Source organism: Kitasatospora sp. NPDC092286 (assembly GCF_044755565.1).
Lineage (GTDB): Bacteria > Actinomycetota > Actinomycetes > Streptomycetales > Streptomycetaceae > Kitasatospora.
Window position 1 is genome coordinate 1 of sequence record NZ_JBIVRD010000050.1, and the last position, 13,829, is coordinate 13,829.

General features: G+C 69.9%; 17 protein-coding genes and 1 pseudogene. 10 read left to right on the forward strand and 8 right to left on the reverse strand.

Features of this window, described 5'->3' with window-relative positions; genetic code table 11:
• Positions 1-94 precede the first annotated feature (94 nt).
• Both ACIQIB_RS34315 and ACIQIB_RS34320 read right to left on the reverse strand, forming a co-directional pair.
• The gene (locus ACIQIB_RS34315) at positions 95-295 is read right to left on the reverse strand and encodes a DUF397 domain-containing protein (protein WP_400762818.1); all 201 of its coding nucleotides are present in this window, start codon (positions 293-295) and stop codon (positions 95-97) included.
• Between the two features lie 10 nt (positions 296-305).
• Positions 306-1,196, reverse strand: coding sequence for a helix-turn-helix domain-containing protein (locus tag ACIQIB_RS34320; RefSeq protein WP_400762820.1), 891 nt, complete (start codon positions 1,194-1,196; stop codon positions 306-308).
• Positions 1,197-1,509: 313 nt separating this feature from the next.
• Between ACIQIB_RS34320 and ACIQIB_RS34325 the strand changes: the two genes are divergently transcribed.
• The 6 genes from ACIQIB_RS34325 to ACIQIB_RS34350 all read left to right on the forward strand — a co-directional run bounded on the left by ACIQIB_RS34325 (position 1,510) and on the right by ACIQIB_RS34350 (position 4,223).
• A complete protein-coding gene (locus ACIQIB_RS34325; RefSeq protein WP_400762822.1) occupies positions 1,510-1,884 on the forward strand; it encodes an ATP-binding protein in 375 nt (124 codons plus the stop codon).
• Entirely contained in the window at positions 1,881-2,144 is a 264-nt protein-coding gene (locus ACIQIB_RS34330; protein WP_400762824.1) for a hypothetical protein, read from the forward strand. Before ACIQIB_RS34325 ends, ACIQIB_RS34330 begins: the two co-directional genes overlap by 4 nt.
• The gene (locus tag ACIQIB_RS34335; RefSeq protein ID WP_400762826.1) at positions 2,141-2,374 is read left to right on the forward strand and encodes a hypothetical protein; all 234 of its coding nucleotides are present in this window, start codon (positions 2,141-2,143) and stop codon (positions 2,372-2,374) included. Before ACIQIB_RS34330 ends, ACIQIB_RS34335 begins: the two co-directional genes overlap by 4 nt.
• A complete protein-coding gene (locus tag ACIQIB_RS34340) occupies positions 2,371-2,520 on the forward strand; it encodes a hypothetical protein (protein ID WP_400762828.1) in 150 nt (49 codons plus the stop codon). The genes ACIQIB_RS34335 and ACIQIB_RS34340 overlap by 4 nt, the downstream gene beginning before the upstream one ends.
• An 87-nt stretch (positions 2,521-2,607) precedes the next feature.
• A complete protein-coding gene (locus ACIQIB_RS34345) occupies positions 2,608-2,910 on the forward strand; it encodes a hypothetical protein (RefSeq protein ID WP_363606857.1) in 303 nt (100 codons plus the stop codon).
• A 569-nt stretch (positions 2,911-3,479) separates the two neighbouring features.
• The gene (locus ACIQIB_RS34350) at positions 3,480-4,223 is read left to right on the forward strand and encodes a phosphotransferase family protein (RefSeq protein ID WP_400762830.1); all 744 of its coding nucleotides are present in this window, start codon (positions 3,480-3,482) and stop codon (positions 4,221-4,223) included.
• 549 nt (positions 4,224-4,772) lie between these two features.
• Here the strand turns inward: ACIQIB_RS34350 and ACIQIB_RS34355 are convergent.
• The 3 genes from ACIQIB_RS34355 to ACIQIB_RS34365 all read right to left on the reverse strand — a co-directional run bounded on the left by ACIQIB_RS34355 (position 4,773) and on the right by ACIQIB_RS34365 (position 7,501).
• Entirely contained in the window at positions 4,773-5,279 is a 507-nt protein-coding gene (locus tag ACIQIB_RS34355) for a DUF2199 domain-containing protein (RefSeq protein WP_400762832.1), read from the reverse strand.
• Between the two features lie 383 nt (positions 5,280-5,662).
• On the reverse strand, positions 5,663-6,907 hold the full coding sequence (locus ACIQIB_RS34360) for a cytochrome P450 (protein WP_400762889.1): 1,245 nt from the start codon (positions 6,905-6,907) through the stop codon (positions 5,663-5,665).
• Between the two features lie 345 nt (positions 6,908-7,252).
• Positions 7,253-7,501 (reverse strand): hypothetical protein, encoded by a 249-nt coding sequence (locus ACIQIB_RS34365; protein ID WP_400762834.1) that lies wholly within the window; start codon positions 7,499-7,501, stop codon positions 7,253-7,255.
• A 341-nt stretch (positions 7,502-7,842) separates the two neighbouring features.
• Here ACIQIB_RS34365 and ACIQIB_RS34370 point away from each other — a divergent pair, with 341 nt between their 5' ends.
• Entirely contained in the window at positions 7,843-8,487 is a 645-nt protein-coding gene (locus ACIQIB_RS34370) for a hypothetical protein (protein WP_400762836.1), read from the forward strand.
• A 123-nt stretch (positions 8,488-8,610) separates the two neighbouring features.
• Positions 8,611-10,143: an ISL3 family transposase gene (locus ACIQIB_RS34375; RefSeq protein WP_400762838.1), complete on the forward strand. Its 1,533-nt coding sequence runs from the start codon at positions 8,611-8,613 to the stop codon at positions 10,141-10,143.
• Positions 10,144-10,534: 391 nt separating this feature from the next.
• Here ACIQIB_RS34375 and ACIQIB_RS34380 read toward each other — a convergent pair whose 3' ends face one another.
• Positions 10,535-11,383 (reverse strand): patatin-like phospholipase family protein, encoded by an 849-nt coding sequence (locus tag ACIQIB_RS34380; protein WP_400762840.1) that lies wholly within the window; start codon positions 11,381-11,383, stop codon positions 10,535-10,537.
• An 84-nt stretch (positions 11,384-11,467) separates the two neighbouring features.
• Between ACIQIB_RS34380 and ACIQIB_RS34385 the strand changes: the two genes are divergently transcribed.
• Positions 11,468-12,025, forward strand: a complete 558-nt coding sequence (locus ACIQIB_RS34385; RefSeq protein WP_363606868.1) for a TetR/AcrR family transcriptional regulator — start codon at positions 11,468-11,470, stop codon at positions 12,023-12,025.
• Between the two features lie 169 nt (positions 12,026-12,194).
• Here the strand turns inward: ACIQIB_RS34385 and ACIQIB_RS34390 are convergent.
• A pseudogene (locus ACIQIB_RS34390) lies at positions 12,195-12,278 on the reverse strand (transcriptional regulator); the annotation flags it as partial.
• 212 nt (positions 12,279-12,490) lie between these two features.
• Between ACIQIB_RS34390 and ACIQIB_RS34395 the strand changes: the two are divergent.
• Positions 12,491-12,853 carry a hypothetical protein gene (locus ACIQIB_RS34395; RefSeq protein ID WP_400657092.1) on the forward strand — a complete coding sequence of 121 codons (363 nt, stop codon included), beginning with the start codon at positions 12,491-12,493 and terminating at the stop codon, positions 12,851-12,853.
• 105 nt (positions 12,854-12,958) lie between these two features.
• Here the strand turns inward: ACIQIB_RS34395 and ACIQIB_RS34400 are convergent, their stop codons facing one another.
• Positions 12,959-13,711: a choice-of-anchor P family protein gene (locus ACIQIB_RS34400; protein ID WP_400762842.1), complete on the reverse strand. Its 753-nt coding sequence runs from the start codon at positions 13,709-13,711 to the stop codon at positions 12,959-12,961.
• Between the last annotated feature and the right edge of the window lie 118 nt (positions 13,712-13,829).

Below are 13,829 nucleotides of genomic sequence, written 5' to 3' on the forward strand. Positions count from 1 at the left end.
GTGAAACGGAGGTCGTCGCCGTGTCCGGCAGATCCCCATGTGGGTGACCAGATCGAACAACCTCAAGCCGATCACCGGAGGTAAAACGACAAGGTCAGACAAGGTGGTCGAACTCGCCAGCCTTCGCAGCAAGGAGGAAGGCCTGAAGCTTGACGGCACTGGTGGTGAGGATGACGCCAGGATCGTCTGACTCGCGGAGGTGGCGGACATCGCCTGCTCCAACGGCAAGTTCGAGACAGTTGTTGCCGTCATCCGGCCCACTGAACGACGACTTCTGCCAGAGGAGATGAGACATCTAACGCCTTTCAGGACTGGAGCAGGTAGAGAAGATGGTGAAGTAGCCCCCATGAGTCACGGGACGGGAGTTCACGCAAGGACTTCCTGGTGTCGACAGCTGGAAGAGCAAGGTCGCTGAGCTGTTGGAACCTTCTGTGGTAGGCCTGAATGTCCTCCGGATCACCAAGATATTCGGTACCCCCGGGAACATCCAGAATGACCGTCGAGAGCTGTGTGCAACCAGGGTCGCAGAGTGCGAACGAGTTCGAGTATGGCGGGTTCTTCGCTGCGGCGAACGGAAGCACTTGGATGCTGACGTTGGGAAGCTCTGCAACGTCAAGTAGATGAAGCAGTTGTTCCCTCATCACGGTGTCTCCCGGGAACCTCATCCGCAGGGCAGCCTCATGGATGACGAACCGGAACTGCCGATGCTTCTCATCGGTCAAGATCCTCTGCCGTTCTACCCGGAACCGGACGGCAGCGGCGGTGTCCCGTTTGCCGTCACGATAGGAGTCTTCGTAGACGGCTTCCACGTAGCCAGGCAGCTGAAGCAGCCCGGGGACATAGAGCGTCTCGTAGTTGCACAGGTAGGTCACACGGTTTTCGATCTCGGCCAGGTCGAGGGCGACTCCCGGCACCTGACCCTTGAACGCTGTCCACCAGCCCTTGCCATCGCCGGCTCCGAGCTCACGCAGGATGGCGACATAGGTCTCACCCGTGCACCCATAGCCATCCAGCAAAGTCGCAAGCCGTGTCGGGTCGAGTCCCGTGCGTGCGGCCTCGATGTGACTGAGCTGTGGGCCACCCATGCCGATGAGGGCCCCGGCGTCCTTCACCGCTAGTCCGGCGGCCTCACGCAGTCTCCTCAGCTCAGCGCCGAATCGTCGCTGCCGCTCGCTGATTTGGGTCCTGAGTGCCAAGGGGCTTCCTTCCGTGTCGGGCCAGTCTCGCGTCGCGAGACCCACCAGCACCACTCGCACGAGTGAGACTATCCAACCTCGGGGCGCATTCTCCGCGATCGTGTTGCACGCGTGGAACTTACTGCCCTACTCTCAGTGTTGCACCGATCACACGACGGAGCGTCAGTAACGCCTGTAACAAGGGCAGTAGGCGCCTTCTGCCCGCGCACCGCAGAGCAGCCACGCGTGACATTCGCCAGTCCCGCCCTGGCCTGGCTCACGGCGACCCATCTCCGCCGGTGAACCACCCCTCACATCCCCACGGAGGTCCCCTATGTGTGCCTTCAACCTGCCCGAACCGCCCGACTGGTCCGCCGCCCGCACCGAGTTGCGCGAGGCCCTGACCGGCGCCGGGTGGCCGGACGACACCATCTACGACGCCGAGCTCGCCCTTCATGAGCTGTTTGTCAACGCTTGGAAGCACGCCGGAAGCTCCGCGCCCCTCGTGGTCGTCCTGCTCCTGAACCGCACCCTCCGCGTCCCGGTCTGCGACGACAGCCCGGACCTCCCCGAGCCGCGCGAGCCGACCGACTCGTACGCGCAGTCCGGCCGGGGCCTGCACCTGGTCCGCGAGCTCACCCACCGTTTCGGCACAAACCCCCGCAAAAAGGGCAAAATCGTCTGGTTCGAGCTGGACGCCGCCGCGTGAACGACAGCCGCGGCCGCCACCCGATCAAGCCCACCGACCCGCGCACCCGTGTCTACACCGAGGCCCAGATCACCAGCCTGATCGCCGAAGTCCACGAGCGCGGCCGCAAGTTCGGCATCATCTTCCCGTCCGCCACCACGGACCGGACCATGGACGGCCGGGTCCTCGTCAACTTCGGCACCGCGCCGTCCACCACTCTCCTCAACCTCCTGAACCTCCTCCTCGACGCCGGGCGGGGCGGTGACCCGTGGGAGTCGTGATCCCCCTCGCCTCCACCCAGGCCGTGCACGTCGAGCGCACCACCGTCCCCTACCTCACCGTCGAACACGTCCCCGACGCCACCGTCCAGCTCCGCCTCGCCGTTGACCTCGACGTCCACGCGGGCCCCGGCGAACAGCTCGCCTTCCCGCTCACCCGCGACCAGGCCGAAGAGCTCCTTCACGGCCTCGCCGCCCACCTCGGCACCCGCGTCCTCGGAATCCGCCGATGAGGCCCGGCACCGCCGGCTTCCTCGTCGCCACCGCCTTCGCGGTCCTCCTCGCCCTCGCCATCCTCACCGTCGTCCTCGGCGTCATCACCGCCCTCAACGTTGCAAGGCCCGACGAGGACGAGCCCAACCAGGGCATACCGGGCTGATCGACCCCACCCCAGGGCGGCTGCCGCCCCAGCCGCCCTCACCCCCCCAACCCCCCCGGTGCACCACCCTCCCTGAAGGGCACCCTCATGCCCGAAGTGCCGCCCCCGCTCGCCAACGCCCTCGCCGCCGCGCACTACGCCGTCGCCGCCGCCTTCGACGCGTACGCCGACCACCCGTGCGGGCCCGTCGTCCCGGACGACTTCGACTGGCCCGAACTCGAAGCCTTCCTGTACGAACTCGGTTACGAGGCCGACGAGTCCGACGTCGCCCTCAACCTCTACCGCCTCCTCACCGCCGTCCAGCGCATCGCCTACCGCGAAGCCGCCGGCCGCAACGCCACCTGGCACCCGGGCCGCCTCAACCCCAGACCCCGCCCCAGACCCCACTGAGCCAGAAGTCGGCCCGTCCGACTTCCCACTCCGGAAGCCGTTCGGGCCCTCTGCGCACCCGCAGAGGGCCCGGGAGGCCGCTGTCCGTCTTCGGCGGGCGGAGGCTCGCGCTGCGTGATGGCCGATCCCCCCGGCTGTCCTGCCGTTGACACTTCTGGCCCGTGAACGAGGTGGTGGTCCGACTGGAGGGGGTGCTGTTTCCGGCGGCCGCGGACGTGAGGATGTCGTCGGTCGGGTAGGCCGACGAACGCTGTTGCGTCTGCACGTCCGGCGGTTGATCTGCGCCGGCACATCGTGTGAGCGGCAGACTTCTGCCAAACAGGTGCCGAGCCCGACGTACGGCCGCGCGGGCTTCGACCTCCTGCGAAAGCGCGCTCTGCTCCATCCATGACCGTGGGTCAGACAAAGCTTCCCCTACCGCTCTTGGGACTCCTGGCAGGTGGTGGACTTGACCTGGTCCGTGGTCGGTGTCGTGCGTGAGGCCGCAGGGCGGCGGGACGTGGTCAGCCGTGCGATCGCCCGCGATAAACCCCGGTGACATCGGCGGGCGTCCCGCGATAATGGTCGACATGGAGAAGGTCGAGGTGGTCGTCGCCCATCAGGAGCGCGCGACCCTGCGCGTCGGCGACGTGTTCCTGAAGATCGACGCTGACCAGATGCGCACCGACGTCGAGATCGAGGCGATGGCCATGGCGCCGGTCCCGACTCCGGAGGTCCTGTGGCGGAAGCCGCCCGTGCTCGCGCTCGCCGCCCTCCCGGGCACGGCACTCGGCCGCCTCGGCGAGCCGTCGACCGCGTCGCCGGCGGCGTGGGCCGCGGCGGGTGCCGCCGCACGGACGCTGCACGACGCGCCGCTGCCGCCATGGCCCGGTCGTAGCCCTGACGAACTCGCATCGGCCCTCGACGTCGAATGCGCCTGGCTCGTCACGAACGGTGTCCTTCCCGCCGACCTGGTCACGCGCAACCGCCGCGTCGCCGAGGGTGCGTTGCGGCCGTGGACACCGGTGTTCACGCACGGCGACTTGCAGGTCGCCCACATGTTCGTCGACGGTGACGAGATCACCGGCGTGATCGACTGGTCCGAGGCGAGCCGGGGCGATGCCCTGTTCGACCTCGCCGTCCTGACGCTCGGACACGAGGAGCACCTTGGCGACGTCGTCGCCGGCTACGGCACCGACGTCGACCTCGACGTGATCCGCGCGTGGTGGTCGCTGCGAAGCCTGCTGGCGGTCCGCTGGCTGGCCGAGCACGGCTTCGACCCGTCCGCGCCGGGCTGCGAGGTCGACGTGCTGAGATCCAACGGCTGCGAGTAAGTGCCAAGGGTTCCTGGCAAGGCGTGTCGCGCAGTCGTCGCCGGCAGATGACGGCGCAGCCCAGGGCAAGGAAGGCTTCGTGGATGTCGTCGCGGATCCCCCGGCGGATGCGCGGGCGGCGGAACCAGTGCAGCAACGCGACCACGGCTTCGGCGACCCGGCAGTAGCTGCCGAGGCCGGAGCCGTGCTCCTCGCACAGGGTCATCGGCGCGCCGTCGGTGACCGCTGGACCCCAGGCGCCCCTGCGCCAGAAGTCGGCCCGTCCGACTTCCCGCTCCCGAAGCCGTCCGGGCCCTCTGCGCGTCCACAGAGGGCCCGGGAAACCGCTGCCGCCCCCCGAACGTGCGACCGCTGATCCGGCGTGAACTCCGGCCGACGCGAGCCGTCCCGTCGTAGCCGTGCGTCAACCGATTGGTGAACTGACCGTCGAGGTCAGGGCGGTCCGCTGCCTTTCCCGGGTCACGGCTACGGCAGACCCTCGGGCATGGGGAACTCCACGGCCTACCCGCTGCTGACGACGCCCCCCGATCGGGTCCGGACCGGAAACTGTCAGCCTCGGAGGAGCAAGTCCGCGACTTCCCTCACGCGGCCGGTAGTTATGCCTTCGCGCTGCTCGATCGCGAGGGGGTGGTCGGTGGGTTCCAGTTCGATCAGCGGACGCTGACCAACGGCGCGGGTGTGGACGTGGGTCTTGAGCTGGAGAGTGGAGTGCTGATAGACGGGCAGCTCGGTGGAGAGCCAGCCAAAGTACGGGGGCTCCTGCTCGCGTGCCGGGTCGTCCCACAAATCGTGCGTCCGGGTGAAGTTCTCCTCGCTCAAGGAGACCCAGACACCCCAGGAGAACGTGTCGCCGCTGTCGCGCACCGGTATCTCGATCAGGCCGTGAACGAAGAAGTGCCGACCTTTGATCATGCACTGGTCGGCGGTCAGCTCGCTGTCCCGGCGCCGGGAGTACCGGGGTTTCCAGACCACCGGAGCGGGAGCCCCATAGGACAGCGGCGGGCCGTCCTGGTGTTCTGTGCGGCACGCGCATGTGTGGTGGTGATCAGCAGGCATGGTGCCGAGCCTGACGAGCTGGTCAGACACATCTTCGGGCGCCCAGGAAACACCGCTGCCGGCGGAGCTCGACGTGGCGAAGCTCCTGAGGTGACCGCACAGCGAACAGGCCCATGTCGCTCCCTCCCACGACGCCCCGGCGGCAGAATCCCCGTGGTCCCGCGACGCTCGGTGACGACCTCACATCGGAAGCGTGACAGTTCGGCGAACGCGTCCTGCTGGACGCCGCTGTGCAGCAGACTCATCTCCACGGCCTTCGTGCTGATCATGTGTGTTCCTTGGCCGGAGCGCATGATCAGGCGAAGGCCGCTTCCGTTTGGGGCAGTCAACGATACGAGTGAACAAGTTCGACAGGCCGTTCGAGGCCGGTGCTCAAGATCAAGCTAGGCCCGGTCCGGGCCACCCAGGAGGACCGGCAGGGTGCGGTGCCCGTTGGAGATCAGCGAGTCGACCGGCTCCAGCTCGACGCCCGGGACGAGTACCAGGTGCGGGAAACGCTCGAACAGTGCGCGCAGTGCCGTGCGGGCCTCCAGGCGGGCCAGCGGTGCGCCGAGGCAGAAGTGCGGGCCGTGCCCGAAGGCGAGGTGGTCCTTGACGTCCCGGGTGACGTCGAATTCCGCGCCGCTGTCGCCGTGCCGCGCGGGGTGGCGGCCGGCGGCGGCGTAGGAGGCCAGGATCGCATCGCCCCGGCGGACGGTCACCCCGCCCGGCAGCTCGATGTCCTCCAGGGCGTAGCGCATCGGAAGGTGCGCCAGGGGCGCCTCCCGGCGCAGCGACTCCTCGACCACGTCGTCCCAGCCCGCCTTGCCGGCGCGCACCAGGCCGAGCTGGTCGGGGTGGGTGAGCAGCAGGGAGATGGAGTTGTCGATCAGGTTGACGGTGGTCTCGTAGCCGGCGGCGACCACCAGCATGACGGTGTCGAGCAGTTCCTCCTCGGTGAGGGCGCTGCCGTCGCCCTCGGTGTCGCGGGCGGCGATCAGCAGGGAGGTCATGTCGTCGCCGGGCTGCTCGCGCTTGGTGGCGACCAGCGTCGCGATCACCGTGTAGAGGGCCACGTTGTTGGCCTGGGACTCCTCCGGGGTGAGGGTGGTGTCGAAGACCCCGTCGACGTGCCGGCTGAAGCCGTCGCGCAGTTCGTCGGGCAGTCCGAGCAGGTGGGCGATGACCAGGATCGGCAGCGCGCGGGCCAGGTGCTGCCGCAGGTCCACCGGCGCCCCGCCGGTGCCGGCGGTGGCGATCGTGTCGATCAGCCCGGCCGTCATCCCCTCGATCCGGTCCGCCAGAGCGGCGACCTGGCGGGGGGTGAAGGCCGCGCTCACCAGGCGGCGCAGCCGGCGGTGGTGCTCGACGTCCGTCGTGGACATGTTGCGGGCCGTCACCCACAGGGCCAGCGGCCAGCCGGCCGCCACCGACCCGTAGTCGGGCCAGTGCTGCGGGCCGTTCTTGGCGATCCTCGGGTCCTTGAGCAGCGCCTCCAGCAGGTCGGGGTCGGACACGGCCCACGCCTGCACCCCGAGGATGTCGGCGGGCGTGGCGGGCCCGCGCGCGATCAGCTCGGCGCTCTCGGCGTCGCGGGCCCGCCCGGTGGGGTCCAGGACGAGCACTGGGCGGTTGACCGGACACTCCAGGGGGCGGTTCAGCGGGGCCGGCCGGTTCTCCAACTGACGCTCCACGAGGGCTCCTTCACACGGGTTGAGGTGACGGGTCACGCACGCATGTTCGAGAATGGTCGGCCGCCCGTCACCTGTCGAGTGCGCATCCCCTCGCCCCCGCGCGCCCCAGCGCGCCTTCGCGCGCCCCTGGGCGCGCCCCCGCCCGGCCGCCGAACCGCCCGACGTTGCCTGCCCCGATTGACGAGGACCGTCAACTCACGTGACCCGCGAGGGCCGGGCGAAGGCGATGGGCGGCATGACGACGATCACGATGCCTCGACCGACGCCCCGTCAATTCGTGCAGGCCGGCGGCGGGGCGCGCTACGCGGTGGACGCGGTCGGGACGGGGCTGCTGCGGCCGTTCCTGCTGTTGTACGGGATCACGGTGCCCGGGCTGGGCGCGCGGTCCTCGGCGCAGACCCCCGGGGCGCTGGGGCGGGGCGTGCCGCGGCCGCCGGGTTCGTCACTGTCGTTGTCGAGGTAGCAGGGGGCGAGGGCCTCGTCGAGCGCCCCCTCGATGTCGTCCGCGGCCTCGGGCGGCAGGCATACCGTCACTCCCAGATGGGCCATCCACTCCTCCTCGGGGTGTCCACGATGCTGCCCTGTCGGCGGACGGCATCGCACCTGGGCCGACACCTGCTGTCACCGCCCAGGCCCGCGTGATCTCATGCGCCGCAGCGTGAGTGACCCCGGCCGAGACCTGGCCGACAACAGTGTCACCCGGCACTCGGGCCGCCTCAACCCCAGACCCAGGCTCAGGCCCCACCGCGCCAGAAGTCGGCCCGTCCGACTTCCTGCTTGTCAGCGGCCAAGATCTTTTGGCTCTGGCGCGAGTTCCGTGAACGATCTTGGATCTGGTGTAATCCCAGGGTGAGAGAGTGCCGAAGCCAGGGGCTCGGCGTGGGGCGGGGATGGGCGGACAGATGGCGGCGGTAGAGCACCGGGATGCCGTGCTGAGGAGGGCGCGGGCGGACTGGGAGCTGATGCCCCTGGACGGTGTCGGGCCGTTGCGGTTCGGCATGCCGATCATCGAAGTCACTGCCGCGCTGTCGGGCATGAGCGAGCTGCACCGCTTCCAGGCCGGGCCGTCGGAACCGAACACCCTGGGCGTCGCGTTCGGCGAGAGGCCCGCGGAGCCTGCTGTGTACGGCTACTTCATCCGCGGGCAGCTGTTCTGCGTCGCGGTCGACGCGGCCTTCGGACCCCAGGTCACACTCTGGGGAAGGGAGTTGACGGCCTGCGTGCCGGCAGATTTGGAGCGGTTCCTTCTGCACGCTTCCGTGTGTGGGGTGCTCGGTGTGTCCTATGGTCCGCGGGGCAACCCCGGGGCCGCCGGCATTGGCTTGGTCCTGCGGGTGCAGGAGGTCGCGGGCAATGCTCTGACCCGGCCGGTGATGGTGGGACGGGGCTGGGAGGACCGGTGCACCGATGACTGGGAAGGGCCGATACCGGAGTGCGAATGGATCGGCCGGCAGTGGTTCTACGCGGGCTACTCGGAGTACTGGCCTCCGCCTGGCCACGCGATGTCTTGGGGCGACTGGCAGCCTCCTTTCTAGGCTGAGCGTGAACGGCCACGATGCCAACAGGCACCGACTGCTACGGCACGAGTTCCGTGAAGCCCGCATGTGGGCGGCCGCGGTTGGCGATCATGGCGGGTGTCTGTCACTGATCTTCTGGTCATGTTGTTCCCTCAGTTCGCGCTGCTGCACGTGGAGTTGGTCAGGTCGGTTGGCCGGTCGGTCCGTGTTCATGCCCGGGGCCGGGCGTCAGGGGCGACATGCGCGGGATGTGGAGCCTGGTCGGAGCGGGCGCACAGTAGTTACGAGCGGCTGGTCGGCGACACTGCGGTCTGCGGGCAGGAGCTGGTACTGCACCTGCGGGTCCGCCGCTTTTTCTGCGACAACGCCGAGTGCGGGAAGCGGACCTTCGCCGAGCAGATCCCGGGGCTGACGTTCCGATACGGCCGCTGCACGGTGGGGCTGCGGAGGGTGCGCGAGGCCGTCGCTCTGGCGCTGGGCGGCCGGGCTGGTGCCCGGCTCACCGAGCACCTGGCAGTCGGGATAGGGCGAGACGCCCTGATACGCCTGATCCGTGCACTGCCGGACCCGCTCACTGGGCAGGTTCGCGTGCTCGGGGTCGACGACTTCGCCCTGCGAAAGGGCCATCACTACGGCACGGTCCTGATCGACATTCAGGGCCGCCGTCCCGTCGATGTCCTGCCCGAGCGGTCTGCCGACGCCCTGGCTGCCTGGCTCACCGCCCACCCCGGCGTCGAGGTCATATGTCGCGACCGGGCCAGCTACTACGCCGAAGGCGCCGACCGTGGAGCCGGCACCGCCACCCAGGTCGCCGACCGGTTCCACCTCTGGCAAAACCTCGGCCAGGCGGCCGAGCGGCTGGTCGCCCGTCTGCGCCCGCAGTGGGTCCCACCCGCACCGGCGAAGCAGAAAGTGGTGCTACCCGAAGGACCTCGGGCCCGGCGCACCCGCGAGCGTCACGCTCTCGTCCACGCTCTGATGGCCAAGGGTATGGGACCCAGCCAGATCGTCGCCGAGCTGGCCCTGGACCCCAAGACGGTGCGGAAGTTCATGAGAGCCGCCACTCCGGAGGAGCTGATCGGCGACCGTCCCACCGGCCGACAGAGCAGCCTGGACGGCCACGCCGCCTACCTGATCGCCCGGTTCAACGAAGGCTGCCACAGCGCCGAGCGCCTCCACCGCGAACTCGCCGAACGCGGCCTGACCGTCAGCGAACGCACCGTCCGCCGCTTCGTGCACCGGCTGCGAGACAACGCCAAGCCAGCCACCCGCCCGCCGGTCCCCAAGATCCGCGAGGTGACCCGGCTGATCCTCACCCACCCCGACAACCGGCCCGAGGCCGGCCGTGTCCTGTTAAAGGAACTGCGCGACCGCTGCCGGGAGCTGGATGACGCCTGCGACCTTATCGCCCGTTTCGCCACCGTCCTTGTCAACCGCCGCGGCCATGAGGACCTCGAACAGTGGACTGCGGACGCCGAGGCCAGCCACCTCCCCGAACTTCGCGGATTCGCGACCGGCCTGCGCAGGGACTGGGACGCGGTCCTGGCCGGCCTCACGCTCCGCTGGAACTCCGGCCCGGTCGAAGGGCACGTCAACCGCATCAAGATGATCAAGCGTCAAATGTTCGGCCGAGCCAAGCTCGACCTCCTCCGCAAGCGCGTACTCCTCGCATAATGAAGATCATCATGGGCGGCTTTCACGGAACTCGCGCCAGAGCCAATCTGACCTGGCCACTGACACCTGCTCCCGAAGCCGCTCGGGCCATCTGTGCATCCACAGAGGGCCCGAGAAGCAGCTGCCGCCCCGAACGTGCGATCACCGATCGGGCGTGAACCCCGCGTAGGGCTCACGCAGATGCGCGCGGCAGGTAGTGCGGGCTCCGGTCTTGGCGACCGCGAAGTCGCGACGCTCTGCGATCACCTGGGAGACCTGAGCCTGTACTGCCGTCATGGCAGGCTGAACCACCCTGGGACCAACTCGCCGCTGTGCTGCCGGAGGGGTCGACCGGCGCGGCGGCTCGTCCGCCGGGCTGCCACCGCCCACGTGTCACCGACCTGATCGGCGGTCAGGTCGCACTGGCTTCCGCCCTCCACGCGGGGCGGAGTCGCGCGGCGACGTCGCCGGCCTGGCGAAGACCCGCCTGGTAGGCCGGTTCCCAGGCTGCCAGGTCGCCCAGGTTCGAGCCGAAAGCGCGCACCGAGGCCGGATCGGGGCCGATGGTCACCACGGTGTCCGCCTCCACGGCCGCCAGCTGCTGGTCGAGTGGCTCTCGGGGGAACAGGTGGGCCATCGGCTCGATCACGACCAGTGTGCGGGCACCGGCCGCGAGATCGGCGTTGGTGCCCGCACGCAGCGCACCGTCCATGTATCGCCGGCCGTCGATGGCGACGGGCGGCGCGGCTCCGGGGAAGGCGCTGCTCGCCGCCACCGCGTGCACCAGCGGAACTCCGCTGTCGCGGTCCCACACCACGGGCTCACCGGTGGTCGCGTCCACGGCGGTGATCAGCAGTCGCCGCTCCGGCCACGCGTCCGCACCGATCAAGGCGGCGCGCCCCGCGATCAGCGCCTCATCGGCCTGGGGGTCGGTGCTGTCGAGCGCGAGCCGGCCGACGCGACGCCTGGCCTCGCCGGGTTCCAGGCTGCGGTCGCCGAGCACGGCGAACACCGCGCCCGTCCGCTCGGGGTCCGCCTTGAGCCGGTGAGCTGCCGGGCGAGCCGAAGTCGCGAGCCGACCCGGGTTCTGCCCGGTGGCGAGCAGTGCTCCGACGATCGCGCCGCTCGACGTGCCGACGGTCAGATCGGCCTCGCCCGGATCCACGCCGTCGCGGCGCAACCCGTAGGCCAGGCCGGCCATCCAGGCCGTGCCGACGTGACTCCCTGGGCCCAGGACGAGTGCTCGGTCGAAGGTGGGCATGGTGGTCTCCCCTCGTTGTTGAAACAGTCGTACCATATATTTGCTGACGCTGTTTCAGTTCAGGTTTCCGAGAGGAGATCCACCGTGGGGCGACCCGCAGATCCCACCCGGCGTGAGCGCACACTGGCGCGGGCGACCGACTACGTGCTGGCGCACGGGTTGGCCGGGCTGAGCCTGCGACCACTGGCCGCAGCCCTCGACACCAGCCCACGGATGCTGCTCTACGACTTCGGCAGCAAACAGGAGTTGGTCGCCGCGGTCCTCGCCGAGGCCCGGCGCCGAGGTGCGGTGCGCCTGGCCGGGCACCTTCCGCCGGAGACGGGTTCCGTGCAGGAGCGGCTGCGTGGCATCTGGGCGTGGATCAGCGCGGACGAACGTGCGCCGTTCGTCCGGCTGTTCTTCGAGGTGCACGCCGACGGCCTGCTCCACCCCGAGGCCTATCCCGACCAGGGGCGGGCGATCACGGACTGGTTCGACACCCTCGGTGCCACATTCCGGGACGTCTCCACCGGCCCTGACGACACCGTCACACCCACGTTGGTCATGGCCGTTCTCCGGGGTCTGCTGTTCGATCTCACAGCCACCGGCGACCGCCACCGTGCCGATCGTGCGCTGGATCGCTTCGCCGAACTCCTGAGGTAGTGAACGCACGCGTGGCATGGGGCCATGCGCGACCTCTGGGCCGGAAGCCGGCCCGTCGACCGTCCGACTTCCCACTCCTGAAGCTGCTCGGGCCCTCTGCGTACCCGCAGAGGGCCCGAGAAACCGAACGTCAAGGAACAGCGGGGAGATCAGTGCGCGCCGGAGGGCCGCCGAGGGACTCGACGATCAGCAGCGCCCACTTGTTCGCGACGTCCGAGAAGATCTCCCGTGCCAGCGAGTCCGCGCGCGTCAGGTCCGCATCGCCCGGGCGGCCGGGAAGCCGGGCACCGCCCCCGCACCCCCGGCCACCCTGATCGGTGTCGCGGCACTGGACCTGCCCGAGCACCTGGTCGAGGTCGAGGCCACCGCTGTCCTGGACTGCGACGGACTCGACCGGTGTGCGGTCCTTCGGCCCTGAGTAGCCTTGGGCACCTCCACGTTGGCGGGGTTGAGAAAGGCGGGCCCGTGAAAGGCCGGATCTCGGTGAGGCAGGCGCTGGGACTGCTGACGGGTGTCTGGCTGTTCCTGGGCGGGGCCTACCTGGTGGCGCTCCTGTTCGACGATCCCGGACTGACGGTCTGGGCACCGGCGACCATGTACGCCGGGGGGTGGTGGGCGCGCCACCGGCCATCGGTCCGGGCAGGGCTGGTCGGGACGATCGTCGGCTGTGCCGTGGCCTTCCTGCTCGTGGACATCCTGCGCGAGCACCTGAGCAAGGCCGCCGCGGACGGGCTGGCGGCCGGAACGGCGATGATCCCGGTCGCTGCGGTCCTGGTCGTCTGGACGCACCTGGCACCGGCGTTCGCCCGACGGAACGCGGCCGGCTGACGCGCGCCCGCCGGGCCGAACGCGGAGGCCGGGGAGGGTGTCCGGCTCGTCGTCCGGGGACGACCTCAGGCCGGACACCCTCCCTGCGCCGGGCGCGCCCGCCCGTCAGGCGGTCGGCGCGGTGCCCTGGGCGTTCCGGCGGCGCAGGTGGACGGCGCCGAGGACGCCGGCGAGCGCGACGCCCCCGGTCGCCCCGGCGACGGCCGGGTTGATCATCGGCACCGATTCGGCGGGCTGTGCCCCGCCGCACTGGGAGTGGCCGATGGTCAGGTTGGCGCCGTTCAGGACCGGCAGCAGGGCGAAGCGGGCGGCGTTGACGGTCAGCACGCCGTTGGCGTCGGTGGTCTGCTCGTTGAGGATGATCGTGCCGATGGCGGGGATGCTGACCTTGGTGTTGGCGGGGGCGTTGGCCTGGAGGGTGGTCGGGATCCCGGCGATGGTGACCGTCCCGCCCGCGATCGTGCCGCTGCCGGTGGCCCCGGCGGGGGTGGCGTTGCAGGTGGTGTTGATGCCGGTCAGGGACGCCTGGGCGAGGCCGAGGTCGAGCCCTATCCTGTCGACCGTCGCGGAGGCCGTCGAGGTGCCGTCGGCGGGGTTGCCGGCGGTGGTCGCGGTGAGCACGGAAGTGGTGCTGAACGGTCCGAGGTCGAGGCCGACGAGGGTCTGCGTGCCGCCCGACGGGTAGGTTGAGTGCGGCGTCGGTGACACGGCGACGAGCCCGCTCAGGGCGTCCGAGGAGACGACATAGGCGTCGGCCTCGGGGGAGGGGAGGGCGGCGTACGCCGGGGCGGCGGAGGCGAGGATTCCGGCGGCGAGCGCGGTGCCGGCCAGGACGCGGACGTGGGTGCGAGTTCTCACAGGTCGGGCCTTTCGGTTGGCAGACCACTGGATCTGTCACGGGATACGGGTGGGGTGCGGGTCATCGACTCCGCCGACCGGTCGTGGCTTTGGCCACGGATCACCGGCCGGGGAGAAG